Source organism: Mesonia maritima (assembly GCF_042433895.1).
In the GTDB taxonomy this organism is placed as follows: domain Bacteria; phylum Bacteroidota; class Bacteroidia; order Flavobacteriales; family Flavobacteriaceae; genus Mesonia; species Mesonia maritima.
The window spans coordinates 38,381-58,486 of the sequence record NZ_JBHLUA010000022.1 but is presented as its reverse complement, the minus strand read 5'-3'; the positions used below and the strand labels follow the sequence as shown (position 1 = coordinate 58,486).

The window sequence follows — 20,106 nt, the reverse complement described above, 5'->3', positions numbered from 1 at the left end:
TTTATTATGGAAGATAAAGACATTGCAGTAGGATTAGACATAGGAACCACAAAAATTGTGGCCATGATTGGTCGTAATAATGAATACGGAAAAATGGAAATTTTGGGTATTGGTCGCTCAAAAAGTTTAGGTGTTCACCGTGGTGTTGTCAATAATATTACGCAAACCATTCAATCTATCCAGCAAGCAGTTCAAGAAGCAGAAACCGATTCTGGTATAAAAATAAGCGAAGTTGTTGTAGGTATTGCCGGGCAACATATTCGCAGTTTACAACATAGCGATTACATTACGAGAGAAAATTCAGATGAAGTAATTAGTGAAAAAGATATCGATATTTTATGTAATCAAGTGCATAAATTAGTCATGCTTCCCGGTGAAGAAATTATTCATGTGCTTCCGCAAGAATTTAAAGTCGACGGTCAGGCTGAAATCACCGAACCTATCGGAATGTACGGCGGTCGTCTTGAAGCCAATTTTCACGTAGTGGTTGGTCAAATTTCTTCCATTAGAAATATTGGTCGCTGTATAAAAAGTGCAGGTTTAGATCTTACCGGCGTAACTTTAGAACCGTTAGCTTCAGCCAATGCCGTATTAAGTCAAGAAGAAAAAGAAGCTGGTGTCGCGTTAATCGATATTGGTGGCGGAACTACAGATCTTGCCATTTTTAAAGACGGAATTATTCGTCATACCGCGGTTATTCCGTTTGGAGGAAATGTTATTACCGAAGATATAAAAGAAGGCTGTTCAATTATTGAAAAGCAAGCCGAATTACTAAAAGTGAAATTCGGTTCAGCTTGGCCTGGCGAAAATAAAGACAACGAAATTGTTTCTATTCCCGGTTTGCGCGGAAGAGAACCTAAAGAAATCACGTTAAAAAATCTTTCAAAAATAATTCACTTTAGAGTAGTTGAAATTATTGAACAAGTTTACTTGGAGATTAAAAATTATGGGCACGAAGAACAGAAGAAAAAATTAATTGCAGGAATTGTAATTACTGGTGGTGGTGCACAATTAAAACACCTAAAACAATTGGTGGAATACATCACAGGAATGGATACCAGAATCGGTTATCCTAATGAACATTTAGCTGGAAATAGTGACGAAGAAACGACTAGCCCGATGTACGCAACTGCAATTGGACTTGTATTGAACAGCATTGAAAAGATTAAAAAAAGAAAAGAAGAAGAACATAAAGAAGAAAAAGTTACAGAAGGAGCTTCTGCCCCTGCAGTAGAAGAAACTTTTGATCAAGAAATTCCCGAAGCCGAAGAAGAATTAAAAAAAGACCCAGAAGCTCCGGAACCAAAACCGTCTAGAAAACGCAAAAATATCTTCGAGAAATGGTTTGAGGATTTTAAAGATTTTTTAGACAACGCAGAATAAAAAAAAGCTAAGAAAAAGAAAATACTAAGAAAAGGAAAATTATAGAATTATGAGCAGCACAGAATTCGACATTTCATTCGATCTTCCCAAAAATCAATCCAACGTAATTAAAGTTATTGGCGTTGGTGGCGGTGGATCAAACGCGATTAATCACATGTTTCAACAAGGAATTAACGGAGTAGATTTTGTAGTCTGCAATACCGATGCTCAAGCCTTAGAAAACAGTCCCGTTCCTATAAAAATTCAGTTGGGAGTAAATTTAACCGAAGGATTAGGAGCAGGAGCAAACCCTGAAATTGGTGAGCAAGCCGCGTTAGAAAGTTTTGAGGACTTAAAAACCATGCTCGATACCAATACAAAAATGGTATTCATAACTGCTGGAATGGGTGGTGGAACCGGTACTGGAGCTGCGCCAATTATCGCTAAGCAAGCTAAAGAAATGGATATTCTTACTGTAGGAATTGTCACTATTCCATTTCAGTTTGAAGGCAAAATGCGAAATGAACAAGCACAATTAGGAGTTGAAAAACTGCGTAAAAATGTAGATTCGCTTATTGTAATTAACAATAATAAACTGCGCGAAGTATACGGAAACCTAGGTTTTAAAGCTGGTTTCTCTAAAGCCGATGAGGTTTTAGCAACCGCTTCTCGAGGAATTGCTGAAGTAATTACGCATCACTACACGCAAAATATTGACTTGCGTGACGCGAAAACCGTTTTAAGCAATAGCGGAACAGCAATTATGGGTTCTGCAGCTGCTTCAGGAAGTAATCGAGCGCAAGAAGCGATTATGAAAGCATTAGATTCACCTTTATTAAATGATAATAAAATTGCCGGAGCCAAAAACGTGTTGCTGCTTATTGTTTCCGGTTCAGAAGAAATTACGATCGATGAAATTGGTGAAATTAATGATCACATTCAAGCGGAAGCCGGTCACAGCGCTAATATTATTATGGGTGTTGGTGATGATGAAAATTTAGAAGAATCTATTTCTGTTACCGTAATTGCTACGGGATTTAACATGGAACAACAAAATGTTATTGTTAATACAGAAACCAAAAAAATAATTCACACCCTGGAAGATGAGCAACGGGCGGTTCATAATTTAACGCCTAAAAATGAAGGAAATGTAAATACCAACAGAACGCAACAGCCTGTTAAAAAAGAAGAACCAAAGAAAATTGTTCATACGTTAGAAGAAGAGGAACCTAAAAAGGAACAGCCTTCTAATCCAACACCTCAATCTCCTGAAAATACGATGGAATTAATTCCTACTTCTTCGTTAATACGCGATTTAGAAGTAGATTATGAAGAGGTTAAATATAATGAAGATGATTTTGTAATTATTGATGCGCATCAAAATGTTCGCGATATTGAAGTAAATGAACCTGAGGAAGTAAAACCAATTTCTTCTCATTCAGAAAGTGAAGAGCAGGGAATGTTTACCTTCGATTTTCCATTAAAAGAAGAAGAAAAAACTATTTCAAATGAAATAAATGAAGAAACTTCTGAAGAGAAAATAGTTTTTAATCTTGAAGAAGAGCCTAATAATATTGAAGTGAACGCACCTGAGGAAGTTCAATCTAATTTTCAGTCTGAAAAGCAAACGGAAGAAAAACGTTACAGTTTAGAAGATTATATGGAGTTGGAAAAAGATTTAGAACAAGCTAAACCTACTCCAAAAAAAGAAGAACCAGCTGAAGATAAAACTTCAAAATTTGAAGTCAAAACCACTTCTAACGAACAGCAAAAATCAGCTTCAGAAGATAACGAAGAAATAGATCCGTTTAATAATCCTATTTCTGAAGATTTAATTGCTCGTGCCGCAGAACGTAGAGCACGAATGAAAAATTTCAACTATAAATTCAGAAATAATAGCAATATAGATGAAATTGAAAAACAACCGGCATACAAACGTGCAGGTTTAGACTTAGATAACGATAAACCTGGTTCGCAAGAAAAATTATCGCGTACAAGTTTAAGCAATGATAGTAATGACGAAATGACGTTTAGAAGCAATAATTCTTTCTTGCACGATAATGTAGATTAATTGATTGATAGGCGATGAATCACCCGAAGTTTTCTAATGAATTATCTTCGGGTTTTTCATTAGAATAACTATCTTCGCATTTCAAAATAAATCAAGCGATGAGTTTAGAAAAAGAAGTGATGACACAAATGAAAGCAGCTATGAAAGCAAAAGATGCAGCTGCTTTAGAAGCATTACGTGCAGTAAAAGGAGCAATTCTTTTAGCGAAAACTGAAAATAACCATCAAGAACTTACTGAAGAAGAAGAGGTAAAACTTGTTCAAAAACTTGTAAAGCAACGTAAAGATAGCGCGCAAGTTTATAGAGAGCAAAACCGCGAAGATTTAGCTATTCCAGAAGAAGAACAAGTCGAGGTAATCGCACAATTTTTACCGGAACAACTTTCCGAAGCAGAAATTGAAGCAAAAGTTGAAAAAATTATTGCGGATACAAATGCTGAAGGAATGAAAGATATGGGAAAAGTGATGGGGATCGCTTCAAAAGAATTGGCAGGAAAGGCTGATGGGAAAACTATTTCAAACATTGTAAAGAATAAATTATCCAGTTAAAATTTTAATTGGAAAATAGGCTCCGTGGCGCAACTGAATAGCGCATCAGATTTCGGCTCTGAGGGTTGCAGGTTTGAATCCTGCCGGGGTCACAAAAAACAGCTACTAAAATTTAGTAGCTGTTTTTTTATACAATAAAATTGAAATTAATTATATAACAAATCTGCTGCTTGTGGAATTGTCAGTTTATAGTCATGATCTTCATTTGGTGTTTCGACAAGTTGCCAATTAAAATTGATATTTAATTCTTCAGCAATCATTTTACTTTCATTATAAAAATAATAGGCACGATCATAGCGATTATCGCCTTGCATATCCACTATAGAATTATGCCGCAATCCCGGAGAATTTGGATCATTATCTAGAGTTCCAATTTGAATAATAAGTTTTTTAGAAAAATAATTGCTAGCATCTATATTTTCGATAGGTGAATTTTGTATTCCGTAAGGGAATTCAATTGTATCGTCTGGAAGTGTATACCAACCTGCTGCGCTAGCGATAATAGTATTGACGTTAGCGTTTGGTTTTAGCATTAAAAAACGATGCGCAAATTGAGCGCCGGCAGAATGACCGTAAATATCATATTTGTTAGAAGAATTTCCGATAAGACTTTTCACCTTATTAAATATTGGCTCAATAAGTGAAAATGTCCATTTAGCTTCATTGTTTAAAGTTTGTGTTGACGGATTATCACCATCAACAAAGACGTTTCCTAAATTATATTGATCTCCGCCGGGAAAATTTTCATCAGAAAATTCGGGAGCGATAATAATAATATTTTTCGCATTTGCTTCTTCTATCCAAGCATTTCTGTATTCCGCGGCATTTCTTCCGGCGCCGTGCAAAACAAAAAGAATAGGCATCGAAGTCGCATAACCGTCGGGAATATGATAAAATACATTTATAGGTTTAGAAGTCAGCGGTGAATATTCGTCATAATAAATAGCTCCGGTACCGGTGATCTTTTCTTCATCTACTTCCGTAGAAACATCATTTTCATCACACGAAATAAATAGAAGAATTAATCCAAAAAAGATATAGCAATTTTTCATTTTAAAAATTATTGATCATCGGGCAAGTTATTTAAAACCTCGCCAATCGAAAGCATACCAGTTTATAGAAGTTAACCAATCCAATTAGGTTAATGTTGAAGAAGTTCCTCACTTTTAGGATTAAAAATTCGTGCCATTTTATTTATTTTTTTTGAAATTACGGGATTTCGCACACAGGAATAGCCGAATATAAGTCCTTCTTTTTCAGTATTTATAAAACATTTACTATAAGGATGCGCAATAATATTTTGATGATAAAATACGTTGGAAATTTCTTTGTCTGAAATAGTATCGGGAAGTTCTGCAAGAATATGAAGACTTCGTGCTTGCGAAGGTTTTATAGTGATATTTTCGTTAAAATGCTCTTTAAAGTTTTTAAGAAAAATTTCTTTTCGTTCTTCAGCTATAGAGACCACATTTTTTACATGATTATAAAGATGATTTTTTTCAATAAATTGACTCATTACTACCTGATTGGAGGGTGAAACAAAACGGTGCGAATGTTTTTGTAGCGCTTTAATGACTTCAAGCAAATAATAGGGAACAACCATATACCCTAAGCGAATAGATGGATGCAATAATCTATTAAAAGTTCCTAAATAAACCGTACGGTTTTCGTGATCTAAACTGAAAAGCGATTCGTTTTTAGTGCGCCAATTGCTAATTTCGTGATCATAATCATTCTCAATAATAATGCTTTCGTTTTTATGCGCCCATTCTAACACTTCCAGTTTTCTTTTTTTACTCATTTGAATTCCTGTTGGGTAATGATTCGAAGGCGTAACGTGCAATAATTTAGGTTTTTCTTTTTCGGTTAATTGCAATTTGTCTAGCATAATTCCTTCATCATCAATCGGTAGCGCTTTTATGTTAGCTTGCAAACTTCTAAAAATAGAATGAACATTCGGAAAAGTAGGATTTTCCATAACCATCGTATCACCGGTATTTAGAAGCGCATTTCCTACTAAATAAAGTGACTGCAACGAACCGGACACAATTATGACTTGATGATGATCGCATTTTATTCCACGAATAAGGTTAAGGTAATTGGCGATATTTTTTTTTAGTGCTTCAATTCCGGAAGAATCAGAATAGGAAAGTGCGGAAGATTTTATATTTCGCCAATACAAGTTTGAAAGTTTTTTCCATTGATTTACCGGAAAAATATCAAGTGGCGGTAAGCCTGGTCTAAAGGCTACAAATTTTTCAGAAGTACTATTGATGAGCGAAACATTTTCTTGAAAAGATTTTCCTTTTTTGGAAAGTTCAGGATAATTTATTTCTTCATCAATTTCCTCGTGTGGGGAAAAATAGGTTTCTCTGTCACTTACCCAATATCCTGCTCCTTTTTTTGATTCAATAAATCCTTCTAAAATTAAAAAATCATACGCTTTTATAATCGTGCTTCTTGAAACCGATAGTTTTTCTGCTAAATTTCGGGTAGAAGGTAATAACGAATGTGGTGGAATTTCCTTGTTTTCAATCTTCATTTTAAAGAATTCGCAGATTCTTAAATATAAACTTAAGTCAGTTCTAAAAGAATTTAAATCGAACTCTTTCAGTATTTTAGAAGTGATTAATTTCAAATTGGTATGTTTAATTAAAAGTAATTGGTATGCGAAAGATAAGAAAAACTTTGTTCTATTTGAGATACGATATTAATAATATTTAAGGCTAAATTTTGAGTATTTAGTTTTAATCAAGTTTAATTTTTATTAAAAACAAATATATTATGGCTAAAAATTACATATTCTTAGTACTGTTGTGCGTTTTTTCTCTTTCAGGATACGCGCAGCAATTGGTTATTACCAATGTGGTGGACGGTTCTTGCGGTAATACCAGTAAATTTGTAGAGCTCTATGTTAGCGGAACCGTAGATTTAAATAATTATAAATTAGTGAGACGTTCCAATGCAGGAACTTGGGCAGATGATGGTGTAGACATCGACCTTTCTGCTTTTAATACTAGAACCGATGAGTTTATTTACCTTATTAGAGATTTAGCAACTTTAAATACAGAATTTCCGAATGAAAATATTTCCGATAGTAATTCTGAAGTAAGCGATGATATTAGCCATAACGGGAATGATTCTTACCGATTAGTGGAAATTGCCGGGGATGTGGTTATAGATCAATTTGGTGGCGATACCGATGGAACGGGAGAAACTTGGGAGTATTCAGATTCTTGGGGTTCTCGTAATAATGATGTTGGGCCAAACCCTGTTTTCACTGAAAGTGAATGGACTTTTCACGGCGTAGACGTATTGGATACTGAAGGCGATTGTAATGGCGCCGATCCATTAGAAAATACCGTAACTACAATAGGCGAATATTCTAATGTGAACTTAGCTACTCAAACTTTTCATAAAAATCTGAAAATTTCACTTTACCCCAACCCTGTTACTAGTGGGTTTCTTACGATAGAAACCCCTAGTAATACTTTAACTAAAATTGAAATTTTCAATGTATTGGGTAAACGTGTTTTAATAGAAAATAATCCTGCTGATAAAATAGATGTAAGCTTGCTGAAAAGTGGCGTTTATATTGTTTCAGTAGGAATAGGAGAAGAAAATATATATAAAAGAATAATTATAAAATAAACTGATTATGAATAAGTTTTTAAATCTATTTTTATTTGGAATTATCCTCTTAGCGTTCAATTCGTGTAGTACCGATGATGTTGAAGGTGAAATTCCTATCGAAGAAACGGAATTAGTAGAAATTCCAGATAAAGCTTTTGGAGAATATATGTTATTTCAAGAAATTCCCGGAATCTCATCAGAAATCGAAGGGAATGAAACCAAATATTATTTAGATCCAGATGAAGTAAACGTAGTAAGCGAACTTTCACTAAGTAAAACAAGTAGTAATGTTCAAACCTTAGTTGATGCCGGTTTAGCGACTGCAGAAACTAAAATTACCGACCTTACCGGAATAGAATATTTTCTTGGCTTGCAACATTTGGTATTAACTTCTAACGATGTAGAAGAAATTGATCTTTCTAATTTAGTTGCTTTAGAAGAACTAGAAATTAATTTCAATTTAATTGGAAATTTAGATGTTACCAACAATCCCGAACTTACTTTAATTCGCTATAAAGGAAGTGCGAGCGCCGATGAAAATCAGTTATTATCATCAATTGATTTATCAAATAACACGGAGTTACGTCATTTGTATTTGCCAAATCACAATTTTACAAGTATAAATTTAAGTAACAATCTTCAAATAGATGAAATGCTAGATATGAGTGGAAATCCAGGACCAGATGGAGATCCAGATACGCCAGATATAGTTGTTCCGGCAGCTATTTACGACCAATTAGCGCCAGAAAATAGATTAGGGGTAATTTCAGATGCTAGTGTTGAGGTAACCGCTTTTATTGCTGCTTCACCAATGACGATTTCAGAAGATGGTGGTGTTTCTACCATTACAGCTTCCTTAAATGTTGCGACAAATCAAAACGTAACTATAAATCTTAATTTCGCAGGAACTGCAACTTTAGATACCGATTATTCAGTTTCTTCACAATCTGTTACAATTCCAAGTGGCGAAACCGAAGCAACAATCGATTTAACCGCAACTCAAGATAGCGATATTGAAGGAAACGAAACGGTTGAAGTAAATTTAGGAGCGGTAACCAACGCAATCGCAGCAGAAAATCAGGAATTCACTATAAATCTGGAAGATGACGATATTGAGAATCCATTAATTTTAAATGAAATTCTTTACGATCCTTCCAACGATAATTTAGATGGTGACGCAAACGGAGATGGAACTTACGCGCAGAATGAAGATGAATTTATAGAGATTTATAATAATTCTTCTTCACCATTTGATGTAAGTGGTTATAAAATTTTTGATACCGAAGCATTAGATGCAGATACACCAAGACACGTAATACCAAACGGAACGGTAATCCCTGCTAATAGCGCCATAGTAATTTTTGGAGGTGGAACTCCAACAGGGAGTTTTGGAGGAGCGATAGTTCAAACTTCAACTACAGGAGATTTAAATTTAAATAATTCTGGAGATGTATTAACTATTCAAGACGCTGAAGGAACCGTGGTGATTTCTTTTGATATTGAACCACTTTCTAACAATCCTAATGAATCGTACACTCGAAATCCTGATATTACAGGAGATTTCGAACAACACGGTGGCGTAAGTGCAACATTATTTTCTCCAGGAACAAAAACCGATGGAACATCATTTTAATTAGTAATTAAGAGAATTTATTTGAATGGAAATAACAGGACCAATTATAGCAGTAGTTTTTGTAATCATTGTAGCGATACTTTTAGTGAAGAAATTTTATCCGCATGCGGTTCTTTTACTATCCGGTATTGCAATGCTATTGGTTTCCTATTATTTGAATTATTCTGTTCCTGCATTAGAAAAACCAACCGGTTTTTTTGGCTTCGATTTATTTCGTTATATGAAAGAATCTTTTGCCGATACTAATGCAGGAGTAGGATTAATGATTATGGCAATTGGTGGTTTTGTAGCGTATATCGAAAAAATAGGCGCTTCAAAATCATTGGTTTACATTGCATTAAAGCCATTATCCTTATTTAAGAAACAACCTTATATCGCGGCTTCATTGGTAATTCCTATTGGCCAATTATTGTTTGTATGTATTCCCTCGGCAGCAGGATTGGGATTGTTGCTAATGGCTTCGGTTTTTCCAATTCTAATTAATCTAGGTGTAAGTCGTTTGTCGGCAGTTTCTGTAATTACGGCTTGTACTGCTTTTGGTATTGGTCCCGCTTCAGCAATTACGGCAAGCGCAACTTCAATTATAAATCAAGATGCAATTTCATTCTTTTTAGAAGATCAAATTCCGTTGATTATTCCGTTGAGTATTTCAATGATGGTTACTTATTATTTTGTAAACCGATACTTCGATAAAAAAGAAAATAAAAAGCACAAACCTTTAGAGAAAGTAGAAAAATTAGAATTAACCGCACCCTTATATTATGCGATTATTCCAATTTTACCGCTTATTCTGCTTATCGTTTTTTCTGAAATATTCAGTTTTTTTGAAACTCCAATTGTACTCGATACGACCACGGCAATGTTTATTAGTCTATTTGTCGCTTTAATTTTTGAATTTTTCCGTAAAAGAAATATTCGTGAAGTATTAGCTTCCTTAAAGATTTTTTGGAATGGAATGGGAGATATCTTTAAAACGGTAGTGACTTTAATAATCGCGGCAGATATTTTTTCAAAAGGATTAATTAGTCTTGGTTTTATTGATGGATTGATAAACCTTTCTCAAAATATCGGTTTGGGCGGTGTAGGAATTGGCATCGTGATGACCGTGATGATTTTCTTAGCTTCAATGTTAATGGGAAGCGGAAATGCGTCATTTTTTGCTTTCGGTCCGTTGGTCCCAAATATTGCCGCCAAACTAGGAATAAAAAGTAGCTCTATTATTTTGCCGATGCAACTTTCAGCTTCAATGGGAAGAACAGTTTCTCCTGTAGCGGGCGTTTTAATTGCCACTGCCGAAGTTGCCGATGTTTCTACTTTCTCCATTGTAAAACGAAATTTAATTCCACTCATAGTGGCGTTGGTCATTATGTTAATCTATCATTTTATATAAAATATGCTTACACTTATAAAAAATGCAAATGTCTATGCTCCGGAATTCCTCGGAAAAAAAGACATTTTAATAGGAAATAATAAAATTTTAGCCATCGAAGATACCATAGAAGGTCACGCTTCTATAGCAAAAACTTGGGATGCTAAAGGAAAAATCGTGACGCCTGGTTTTATCGATCAGCACGTTCATATAATTGGCGCCGGCGGAAAACACGGTTACGCTTCTATGACTCCAGAAATTATGATGGGGCAATTTATAAACTGCGGAACCACAACTGTGGTAGGTTTGTTAGGAACCGACGGAACCGCAAGAAGCATTAAAACTTTATACGCAAAAGCAAAAGCACTTACCGATGAAGGAATTACAGCGTATATGTTTACCAGCTATTTCAGCATCGATCCGGTAACCATTACTAGTTCTATTCAAGACGATATGGTTTTTATCGATAAAGTGATTGGTTGTAAAGTTGCCATTAGTGATGAACGTTCATCTTATCCCACTGCTACCGAATTATTAAGGCATTTACGTGAAGTTCGCGTTGGCGGACAAATTTCCGGGAAAAAAGGAATTTTGCATATTCATTTAGGAAGAATGAGTTCACAAATAGATATTTTATTAGAACTCGTTGAAAAACATGAATTTCCTATTGAAAATATTTCTCCAACTCACGTCGGAAGAACAAAATCTTTATTCGAGCAATCTTTAAAATTCGCTAAGTTGGGCGGAATGATAGACATTACTACTGGCGGAACAAAATATACAGATCCGTATAAATCGGTTTTATATGCATTAGAAAAAGGAATTTCTATCGATCAGTTAACGTTTAGTAGCGACGGAAATGCCGGTTTAGGAAAAAAAGACGAACACGGAAATTTAATAGGCTTTACCAAAGCGCCAATTAATTTAAATTTTGAACAAACACGAGCTTTAATAAAAGAAGGTAATTTACCGATTTCGGAAGCTATTAAATTAGTTACCACAAATCCTGCGAAAAATTTAGCGCTTAAAGAAAAAGGCCGTATTAAAGTTGGTTTCGATGCAGATTTATGTTGCCTCGATGACGATTTTAATTTAAAAGATGTGTTTGCAAAAGGTCAACTTATGATGGAAGATACCAAAGTTTTACAAAAAGGAAATTTTGAACATTAATTTCTACTTATGAAATCAATAAAAATAATAGCATTTTTTATTCTCTTATCGCTTCCCGCTATTTGTACCAGTCAGATTTATCTGGATAAGTACAATTTTGGTGAAGGTCTTCATTTTTCAGGAGAAAACGGCTATTCAATTCAATTAGAAGGTTATGCACAACCTTATGTGGAGACCAAGCGTTACCTCGGGAATTACGATTCAGAAATTTATAAACGATTTAGAATGCGTCGTTTGCGGTTAAGTTTATCAGGAAATTCTGAAAATGAAAAACTGAGTTACCGATTAAAAGTAGATTTAAGCGGAACACCAGAAATAGATATTGAAGGCGAAGATGATGCGGGAACTTTTCTATTAGATGCGTATTTAGAATATGATCTAACCGATGATATTTCGTTAACCTTTGGGCAACGTTCTACCGCTACCGATAATCGTGAATTAAGAATGAGTTCGCAAACGCTGCAACTTGTCGAGCGAAGTAGAGTAACTTCAGCATTTAGTACTATTCGAGAATTTGGATTATTTGCAGATGGAACTTTTAGAATTCCCGGCGGTTCTTATTTAAAACCTACGCTAACGCTTACCAATGGCGATGGTTTAAATGTGTTTCAAAAAGACCGCGGGGGATTAAAATATGGCGGGAGATTAGACTTTTTACCTTTCGGTTTATTTACCTATTTCGGCCAGTTTAGACAAGTCGATATGGTTCGAGAATTAACACCAAAATTAGTGGTTGGTGTAAATTACAGCTATAACGACGGAATGAGTTCTCGCCGCGGAAGAGAAAGCGGAAGCGTACTTTATTTAAATGATGATGGTGATGAAGCCTTGCCCGATTACACCAAATTCGGAATCGATTTTCTGTTTAAATACAAAGGTTTTTCAATGCTGGGTGAATTTGTAAAAAGTACCGCAACGGTAGGAAACGATATTACCCAACGCGTTCGAAATGATGGTTCTACCTCGACAAGTTTTCTGGTAAACGGAATTCAAGATGTAGAAAATTATGTAAAAGGAAGAATGATGTTAGGGGAAGGGTATAACATTCAAGCCGGTTATTTATTTAAAAATTTAATTTCGGTAGATGCACGTTACACACATTTAGAAGCCGATACGTATTCGTTTTTAAATAACGGAACATTTTACAATCGTCCTAATTATTACACTTTCGGAATTAGTAAATATTTAGATCGAAATTATGGCGCTAAAATTCAGACTTCATTTACGTATGTAGATGCAGCTCCGGGTTCAAACGACTTTAACGGAGATCCAATCAATGGAAATGAATGGATCGCCCGACTAATTTTTTCAATCGGATTTTAAAAAAATAGCAATGAAAAACACTCTTATTATAGTATTATTTTTGTCGACTTCGTTTTGCGCTGCACAAATTTTAAATCCGCAACCCAAAGAAGTCACTCAAAAATTCTTTCCGGATTTTGATGTCGAAATAACTACACCGGCTTTTCAAAAAAAGAAAGGTTTTACCACTTATTCTGAAATGATGGCTTATTTAAAGCCGCTCAGTGAAAACCATCAAGATATAGCGACTTTATCATATATTGGCGAAAGTCAAAAAGGAGAAAAAATCCCTTTCCTTTTACTGAATAAAAAAGATTCAAACCAAGAGAAAGTAAAAGTTTGGATTCAAGCCGCCATTCACGGTGATGAACCCGCAAGTGCTGAAGGCGTTTTATTTCTTATCAAAAAACTATTAACGGACGATTCTTATCAATATTTGTTCGATAAGCTTGAAATCGGGATTATTCCGATGGCGAATATCGATGGCTTTAATAAACAACTTCGCGATGCTAAAAATGGGTTAGATCTAAACAGAGATCAAACTAAATTGAACGCCAAAGAGAGTATTATTTTAAAACAAGCCTTTAGCGATTTTAATGCGGAAGTTGCTTTAGATTTTCACGAATACCGACCGTTTAGGAGAGATTTTGTGCATTATGCAGAATATGGCGTTACCAATCCGTATGACGTGATGTTTTTGTATTCTGGAAATTTAAATGTTCCTGAAAATCTGCGAGAATTTACTAAAAACGAATTTGTAGATCCGGCAAAATCATACTTAAAAGAAAACGATCTGCGTTCGTTCGATTATTTTTCAACTTCCGATTGTCAAGGATATACTTGCTTCAATTTAGGATCTATTAATGCGCGTTCGAGTGCAACTTCTTACGCCTTAACCAATGCAATTTCTACTTTAATTGAGGTTCGTGGTGTTGGGTTAGGAAAAACTTCCTTCAAACGAAGAACGATGACCACTTTTTTAATCGCAGAATCATATTTAAAATCGGCTTATGAGAATTCAGCATTTATAAAAGAAGTAATTTCAGAAGCTATTCAAAATAAGCACGAAGCTGTGGTGAAATCAAAACGGTATGTTTCAAAAGCACAAATGAAATTTATCGATTTAGCCACCAATGAAATGATTTCTGAAGAAGTGATTTTAAGAAACGCTTTGAAATCTTCTGCTACGTTAACACGAAAAAGACCAACAGCTTATGTGCTTTTGCCTTCACAGGAAAAACTTGTAAAACGTTTACGAGTGTTGGGTTTAGAAGTGAAAGAATTAAATAAAGAAACTTCAGCAGAAGTAGAAAAATACACCGTTACAAAATACCACCCAAATCTTAATAAATATGAAGGGGTTCATCGGCAAGATCTTACGACGGAAACTTCCACCGTTCAAAAGGAATTCGCGTCTGGAAGTTACGTTGTATATATGAATCAGAAAAATGCGAATCTGGCAATAGAAACGCTAGAACCTGAAGCCGAGAACAGTTTTTTGTCATATAACGTGCTCGAAACCGATTTAGGAGAAGAATTACCGTATTACCGATACTTGAAGCAAGAAAAATTATAAAAAGATCCAGTTTACCATGAAAAATATAGTATATCCAATTATGTTTTTATTCGCTATCGCAATGATGGCTCAAGAAAACAATACCATTAATACAAATTCGGCGAGTTTTGAATTAGGGGAAGGTTTACGTTTTAATTTTGAAGATAATAATTACCAATTTAAAATTGGTGGTTTTGTGCAACCTTCTTATACCTACTCAAAATTTGAAGATGAAGATGGTGAAAATGAATTTAATGCGAAACGGACCTATTTTAATATCGGCGGCAAAGCCTTAAAAGAAAAAGTAAGCTTCTTTATTCAAGCAAATTTTAGTTTGTCAGATCCGCTTTTAGACGCTTGGGTAGCATATCATCCAACTGAATTTCTAAATATTACAGTCGGTCAAAAACGTACATTTGTAAATAACCGCGAAATGACGTTTGATGAAGATAAATTTCAATTTACAAGAAGAAGTTTATTAAGTACGTCGTTAAGCAATACCGGTCGGGAATTCGGAGTGTTTATTGAAAGTAATTTTAAAGTTGGTGGCGTCGGAATCGATCCACAACTTGCTTTAACTTCAGGAGATGGAAGAAATTCTTTCGGAACCGATTCTAGAGATCTTGACAGAGGCGGATTAAAATATGGCGGACGTTTAGATATTTATCCGCTCGGTTATTTTTCTGAAGGAAACGGCGTTTACACCGCAGATTTATTGCACGAAGCTACACCAAAATTTGTAATTGGTGGCGCGGCAAGTTTTAACGATGGCGCAAGTAATTCGGTAGGAGAAGGCCATAATGATTTTGTGATTTATGAAGAAAACGGTAAACCACAATTGCCAGATTATAGACAAGTTTATGCCGATATTTTATTTAAATATCAAGGTTTTTCAATCTTAGGAGAATATGCAAACTCTTCAGCAACCGGGCTTGAGCAAACTTTTGTAAATGAAGCCGGAAGTGTAGCTTTGCAACCGCAACAAATTAGTGAATATTTATCCCTAGGCGATGCCTCGAATGTTCAGTTAGGTTACGCAACACTTTCAGGTTATGCGGTAGATTTGCGATATACTAAAATCACCCCTGAATTTGAAAATAATGATTCTTCAATTTTAATGGATACAAAAGCTTATACCTTAGGACTTTCAAAATACTTTAAAGGGAATAATTTAAAATTACAAACCGCTTTTTCATCAGTAGAATATGGAAACGATACCAAAGAATTTATTGGTGAAATTGTATTGCAAGTAGTTTTTTAGACTAAATTACAGCCTCAAATTTTTTAAAAAATATATTAATCCAAGTCTAAAGAATGAGCAACTCGTTTAAAAATTTCTTTTTAAAAGTTTCAGAAAAACCTGCGATTATAAAAATTATTTTTCGACTACTTGGTCCATTAGCTTTTGTTGTTTTTCATTTTCAAGTTTTAGAGAAACCGGAAGCGCTCAGCAATGAAGCGTTTTCGGTTTTAGGGTTAACAATTTGGATGGCAATTTGGTGGGTAACCGAAGTAGTTCCTATTGCCGTCACCGCTTTATTACCGATGGTAATTTTTCCATTATCAGGCGTTTTAGCATTAGGCGAAACCACAAAATTATATGGACATAAATATGTTTTTTTATACGTCGGTGGCTTTATTCTAGCAATTGCTATTGAACGTTGGAAATTGCATCAACGAATTGCTTTAAATATCATTCATATTATCGGCTCAAAAGTCAGTTATATTATTTTGGGCTTCATGGTTTCTACCGCATTTTTATCGATGTGGATTTCAAATACCGCAACTACGGTAATGATGTTGCCAATCGCGATGGCAATTATTAAACAATTCGAAAAAGAGCAACAAACAAATGAAGTAGGAAATTTTGGAAAAGCCTTAATGCTTTCCATTGCCTACAGCGCTTCAATTGGAGGAATATCCACACTTATCGGAACACCGCCAAACTTAGTTTTAGCTGGAATTTTAGAGAAATTATATGATATAAAATTAAGTTTTTTCGATTGGATGAAATTTGCTTTCCCAATCGCTGTTATCTTGATTTTCTTTTGTTGGAAATATTTAACGGCGGTCGCGTTTAAATTGAATAAATTAAAATTTCCCGGCGGAAGAGTTGAAATTCAAGAGATGAAGAAAAAACTCGGTAGAATTTCTTATGAAGAAAAAGCTGTTTTAATTGTGTTTACCTTAACCGCTTTTGCTTGGATTTTCAGATCGCTTCTCGAAACCATTATTCCGGCTTTAGATGATACCATTATTGCGATTTCAGCAGCTATTATTCTTTTCTTAATTCCTACAAAAAAGCGAGATCGTAGTATTCTAACCTGGGATGAAGCTGTAAAAATTCCGTGGGGCATTATTATTCTTTTCGGTGGCGGAATGGCACTAGCCGAAGGTTTTACTTCAACAGGATTAGCCGTTTGGATTGCAGAACAACTTACGCGATTAGAAAATTTACCGCTTTTCTTTCTAATTCTAATTTTAGTCGCCGCTGTAAATTTCTTAACTGAAGTCACTTCAAATTTAGCGACAACAGCGATGCTTTTACCAATTTTGGCACCCGTGGCTTTAAGTTTTAATATTCATCCTTATTTTATTATGATAGGCGTTACTTTAGCAGCTTCTTGCGCATTTATGTTACCGGTTGCTACGCCACCTAATGCGATTGTTTTCGGCTCGGGTTACCTAAAAATTCCCGATATGGTAAAGAAAGGTTTTCTCATGAATATTATTTCTATTCTTGTGATCACGTTTGCGATTTACTTTTTATTGCCGTTCGCTTTTCATATTGTAGCTGACGGCTTTCCTGAAATTTTAAAATAGAATTTTAGTGATCATTAAAAATGGATTCAATTTAAATTTCTATTTTGGTTTTTTAAATCATTTATGAAATTGAATCTCACATCAACTCGATTAAATCTTGAAATCATTAAAGAAGAAGATTTGCAGGAAATTCATGAGTTACATTTACATCCCGAAGTAGATAAATTCAATACTGCGGGAATTCCTGAAAATATTGAAGAAACTCGAAAAGTAATCGAGAAGTTACTAGCTTCTGTAGAAAGTGGAAATGCGTATGTTTTTTCAGTATTTATAGCATCAACGCGGCAATTCATAGGAATGATTACCTTAAATTTAGGTTCGAAAAAATATAATGCGGCGGAAGTTTGGTTTAAATTTTCGCCTCAATTTTGGAACAAAGGTTTCGCTTCAGAAAGTTTAGGAAGAATTATTCAATTTGGTTTCGATGAATTAAACTTACACAGAATCGAAGCTGGTTGTGCAATAGAAAATTTTGGAAGTATACGTGTTTTGGAAAAAGCAGGAATGAAACGTGAAGGTCACCGCAGAAAAGCTTTACCGCTAAAAACCGGTTGGAGCGATAATTTTGAATATGCCATTTTAGAAAGTGATTTTAGAAAATAAATTATCTAGTTAAAACTTCTTGGCAGTAAAGCTTTCCGTGTTAATTAGGTAATATAGTCAGATTTTTAAGTGCTCTTTGTGAGCAACTACGCTAATGTTAGATATCGTAAGTGAACTTTTCTTGCGGAAATTTTATAATGAGAAACGGTGCATGTTTTTATCTTAAGAATCTAAATTCATAAATATATATAAAACTCAAATTCAAATACTTTTAATTTTCATTCATTATATTGTTGATATTTAATTATTTAAGTTAAAATAATGCAAAATTTCATTGTGAAAAATATTTATATGCTATTTTCGTTTAAAGTTTTTATAAATTAATTAAACAAAAAATTATGAAAAAAATTACTTTAACCTTCGTTTGTGTGTTTTTTGCGCAATTACTATTTGCTCAAACCGCACGTGTTCAAATAATTCATAATTCTCCAGATGCAGCTGTGCAAGAAGTAGATGTATACATTAATGGGAATTTAGAATTAGATGATTTTGAATTTAGAACTGCCACACCATTTGTAGATTTACCTGCGGGAGTTACTTTAACGATAGATGTAGCACCTAATAATAGTACAAGTGCTTCAGATGCAATTGCTAGCTTTAATTTTAATTTAGCTTCAAATGAAACTTATATCGCCATAGCCGATGGTATCGTGAGTACTACAGGTTATAATCCTTCTCCATCATTTGATATAGAGGTTTACCCGTTGGGTCAAGAAGCTGCCGCCAATCCTTCAGAGGTAGATGTACTTGTTTATCATGGTTCTACAGATGCACCTACCGTAGATATTGTAGAAACAGGAGTTGGAGCAGGTGTAGTGGTTGATGATATTTCGTATACTAACTTTGATGGATATTTACAATTACCTGTAGCAGACTATACTCTCGAAGTTCAAGATGCTTCTAATACAACCACGATAGCTTCTTATGAAGCACCTTTGTCTACTTTAGGTTTAACCGGAGGAGCAGCAGTGGCTTTAGCTTCTGGATTTGTTGACCCTTCAGTGAATAGCGGTGGACCTGAATTTGGAATTTGGGTTGCGCTTCCAACAGGAGGGAATTTAGTTGAACTTGCAAATTCTACCGCTCGCTTGCAAGTTATCCATAATTCTGCTGATGCAGCTGCATCAACAGTAGACTTATATTTAAACGGAGAAATGTTACAAGACAATTTCGAATTTAGGACTGCGACACCCTTTTTAGATTTTCCTGCCGGTGTAGAAGCTGAAATTGCAGTAGCACCGGGAAATAGTACCGATGTTTCTGATGCAATAGCCACCTTTCCCGTAACACTACAAGCAAATGAAACTTATATTGCAGTTGCTGATGGAATTGTAAGTCCAACAGGTTATAATCCAGCTCCAGCATTTGGTTTAGAAGTTTATAGCGGTGCCAGAGAAACTGCGATGACCTCAGGAAATGTTGATGTATTGGTCCACCACGGTTCTACAGACGCGCCAACCGTAGATGTAGTAGAAACAGGAATTGGTGCAGGAACGCTAGTTGATGATATTTCTTATACTGACTTTCAAGGCTATTTAGAATTAGGAGTGGAAGATTATACAATTGATATTCGTGATGAAAATAACACTACAACAGTTGCTTCTTATCTAGCTCCGTTAAGTACATTGAATTTACAAGACCAAGCACTTACAGTAGTAGCTTCTGGTTTTTTAGACCCATCAGTTAATAGTGATGGAGAAGGATTCGGTCTTTGGGTTGCTACAGCTAATGGCGGTGATATGATTCCTCTACCTGAAAATCCGTTATCAGTAAATAATTTTGAAAAGAATAATATAGCTTTATATCCTAATCCTACTGATAATGTATTAACAATTAATGGGTTAGTTGAAGCTTCTTACGAAGTTCGTTTTTTCGATATGCAAGGTAGAATGATAAAAAATGTAGAAGTTGAAAATGGAAACTCAATACCCTCTATTTCTCTTGGAGATTTAAATTCAGGAGTGTATCAAGTAGCAATTTATTCAGAAAACAACTTAATTGAAAGCAAACGATTAATTAAAAAATAATTTTTTTAAA

The 20,106-nt window shown here is 34.8% G+C and carries 15 protein-coding genes and 1 tRNA gene; 14 read left to right on the top strand and 2 right to left on the bottom strand.

The features are described from left to right. Positions 1-6: 6 nt before the first annotated feature. The 4 genes from ftsA (at position 7) to ACFFGL_RS13435 (ending at position 4,073) form a co-directional block, all read left to right on the top strand. Positions 7-1,383, top strand: a complete 1,377-nt coding sequence (ftsA, locus tag ACFFGL_RS13450) for a cell division protein FtsA (RefSeq protein ID WP_309730249.1) — start codon at positions 7-9, stop codon at positions 1,381-1,383. 49 nt (positions 1,384-1,432) lie between these two features. Next, a complete protein-coding gene (gene ftsZ / locus ACFFGL_RS13445) occupies positions 1,433-3,433 on the top strand; it encodes a cell division protein FtsZ (protein ID WP_309730246.1) in 2,001 nt (666 codons plus the stop codon). Between the two features lie 98 nt (positions 3,434-3,531). After that, on the top strand, positions 3,532-3,981 hold the full coding sequence (locus tag ACFFGL_RS13440) for a GatB/YqeY domain-containing protein (protein WP_309730244.1): 450 nt from the start codon (positions 3,532-3,534) through the stop codon (positions 3,979-3,981). Between the two features lie 18 nt (positions 3,982-3,999). Then, positions 4,000-4,073: transfer RNA gene (locus ACFFGL_RS13435), tRNA-Arg, on the top strand. A 54-nt stretch (positions 4,074-4,127) separates the two neighbouring features. Here ACFFGL_RS13435 and ACFFGL_RS13430 read toward each other — a convergent pair. Together ACFFGL_RS13430 and pdxR are read right to left on the bottom strand one after the other, a co-directional pair. Then, positions 4,128-5,033, bottom strand: coding sequence for a hypothetical protein (locus ACFFGL_RS13430; protein WP_309730241.1), 906 nt, complete (start codon positions 5,031-5,033; stop codon positions 4,128-4,130). A gap of 89 nt (positions 5,034-5,122) precedes the next feature. Further along, positions 5,123-6,619, bottom strand: a complete 1,497-nt coding sequence (pdxR, locus tag ACFFGL_RS13425; RefSeq protein WP_309730240.1) for a MocR-like pyridoxine biosynthesis transcription factor PdxR — start codon at positions 6,617-6,619, stop codon at positions 5,123-5,125. Between the two features lie 146 nt (positions 6,620-6,765). On the opposite strand from pdxR, the gene ACFFGL_RS13420 reads away from it, so the two are divergent. The 10 genes from ACFFGL_RS13420 (at position 6,766) to ACFFGL_RS13375 (ending at position 20,096) form a co-directional block, all read left to right on the top strand. Beyond that, entirely contained in the window at positions 6,766-7,632 is an 867-nt protein-coding gene (locus ACFFGL_RS13420) for a T9SS type A sorting domain-containing protein (RefSeq protein WP_309730238.1), read from the top strand. Between the two features lie 7 nt (positions 7,633-7,639). Continuing rightward, on the top strand, positions 7,640-9,247 hold the full coding sequence (locus ACFFGL_RS13415) for a lamin tail domain-containing protein (RefSeq protein WP_309730235.1): 1,608 nt from the start codon (positions 7,640-7,642) through the stop codon (positions 9,245-9,247). Between the two features lie 25 nt (positions 9,248-9,272). Then, complete coding sequence (gene dcuC, locus ACFFGL_RS13410) at positions 9,273-10,637, top strand: C4-dicarboxylate transporter DcuC (protein WP_309730233.1); 1,365 nt, start codon at positions 9,273-9,275, stop codon at positions 10,635-10,637. 3 nt (positions 10,638-10,640) lie between these two features. Then, entirely contained in the window at positions 10,641-11,786 is a 1,146-nt protein-coding gene (gene iadA / locus ACFFGL_RS13405) for a beta-aspartyl-peptidase (RefSeq protein WP_309730231.1), read from the top strand. 9 nt (positions 11,787-11,795) lie between these two features. Continuing rightward, the gene (locus ACFFGL_RS13400) at positions 11,796-13,109 is read left to right on the top strand and encodes a porin (RefSeq protein WP_309730229.1); all 1,314 of its coding nucleotides are present in this window, start codon (positions 11,796-11,798) and stop codon (positions 13,107-13,109) included. A gap of 10 nt (positions 13,110-13,119) precedes the next feature. After that, positions 13,120-14,664 (top strand): M14 family zinc carboxypeptidase, encoded by a 1,545-nt coding sequence (locus tag ACFFGL_RS13395; RefSeq protein WP_309730226.1) that lies wholly within the window; start codon positions 13,120-13,122, stop codon positions 14,662-14,664. A 16-nt stretch (positions 14,665-14,680) separates the two neighbouring features. Continuing rightward, positions 14,681-15,904 (top strand): hypothetical protein, encoded by a 1,224-nt coding sequence (locus tag ACFFGL_RS13390; protein ID WP_309730223.1) that lies wholly within the window; start codon positions 14,681-14,683, stop codon positions 15,902-15,904. A 53-nt stretch (positions 15,905-15,957) separates the two neighbouring features. After that, entirely contained in the window at positions 15,958-17,466 is a 1,509-nt protein-coding gene (locus ACFFGL_RS13385; RefSeq protein ID WP_309730220.1) for an SLC13 family permease, read from the top strand. A 63-nt stretch (positions 17,467-17,529) separates the two neighbouring features. Next, positions 17,530-18,069: a GNAT family N-acetyltransferase gene (locus ACFFGL_RS13380; RefSeq protein ID WP_309730217.1), complete on the top strand. Its 540-nt coding sequence runs from the start codon at positions 17,530-17,532 to the stop codon at positions 18,067-18,069. A gap of 338 nt (positions 18,070-18,407) precedes the next feature. After that, positions 18,408-20,096, top strand: coding sequence for a DUF4397 domain-containing protein (locus ACFFGL_RS13375; protein WP_309730214.1), 1,689 nt, complete (start codon positions 18,408-18,410; stop codon positions 20,094-20,096). Positions 20,097-20,106 lie beyond the last annotated feature (10 nt).

Bases quoted from the DNA above. Each gene is read 5' to 3' on its own strand.
- ftsA (WP_309730249.1), top strand. From the start codon at position 7: ATGGAAGATAAAGACATTGCAGTAGGATTAGACATAGGAACCACAAAA.
- ftsZ (WP_309730246.1), top strand. From the start codon at position 1,433: ATGAGCAGCACAGAATTCGACATTTCATTCGATCTTCCCAAAAATCAA.
- ACFFGL_RS13440 (WP_309730244.1), top strand. From the start codon at position 3,532: ATGAGTTTAGAAAAAGAAGTGATGACACAAATGAAAGCAGCTATGAAA.
- ACFFGL_RS13430 (WP_309730241.1), bottom strand. From the start codon at position 5,033: ATGAAAAATTGCTATATCTTTTTTGGATTAATTCTTCTATTTATTTCG.
- ACFFGL_RS13420 (WP_309730238.1), top strand. From the start codon at position 6,766: ATGGCTAAAAATTACATATTCTTAGTACTGTTGTGCGTTTTTTCTCTT.
- ACFFGL_RS13415 (WP_309730235.1), top strand. From the start codon at position 7,640: ATGAATAAGTTTTTAAATCTATTTTTATTTGGAATTATCCTCTTAGCG.
- dcuC (WP_309730233.1), top strand. From the start codon at position 9,273: ATGGAAATAACAGGACCAATTATAGCAGTAGTTTTTGTAATCATTGTA.
- iadA (WP_309730231.1), top strand. From the start codon at position 10,641: ATGCTTACACTTATAAAAAATGCAAATGTCTATGCTCCGGAATTCCTC.
- ACFFGL_RS13400 (WP_309730229.1), top strand. From the start codon at position 11,796: ATGAAATCAATAAAAATAATAGCATTTTTTATTCTCTTATCGCTTCCC.
- ACFFGL_RS13395 (WP_309730226.1), top strand. From the start codon at position 13,120: ATGAAAAACACTCTTATTATAGTATTATTTTTGTCGACTTCGTTTTGC.
- ACFFGL_RS13390 (WP_309730223.1), top strand. From the start codon at position 14,681: ATGAAAAATATAGTATATCCAATTATGTTTTTATTCGCTATCGCAATG.
- ACFFGL_RS13385 (WP_309730220.1), top strand. From the start codon at position 15,958: ATGAGCAACTCGTTTAAAAATTTCTTTTTAAAAGTTTCAGAAAAACCT.
- ACFFGL_RS13380 (WP_309730217.1), top strand. From the start codon at position 17,530: ATGAAATTGAATCTCACATCAACTCGATTAAATCTTGAAATCATTAAA.
- ACFFGL_RS13375 (WP_309730214.1), top strand. From the start codon at position 18,408: ATGAAAAAAATTACTTTAACCTTCGTTTGTGTGTTTTTTGCGCAATTA.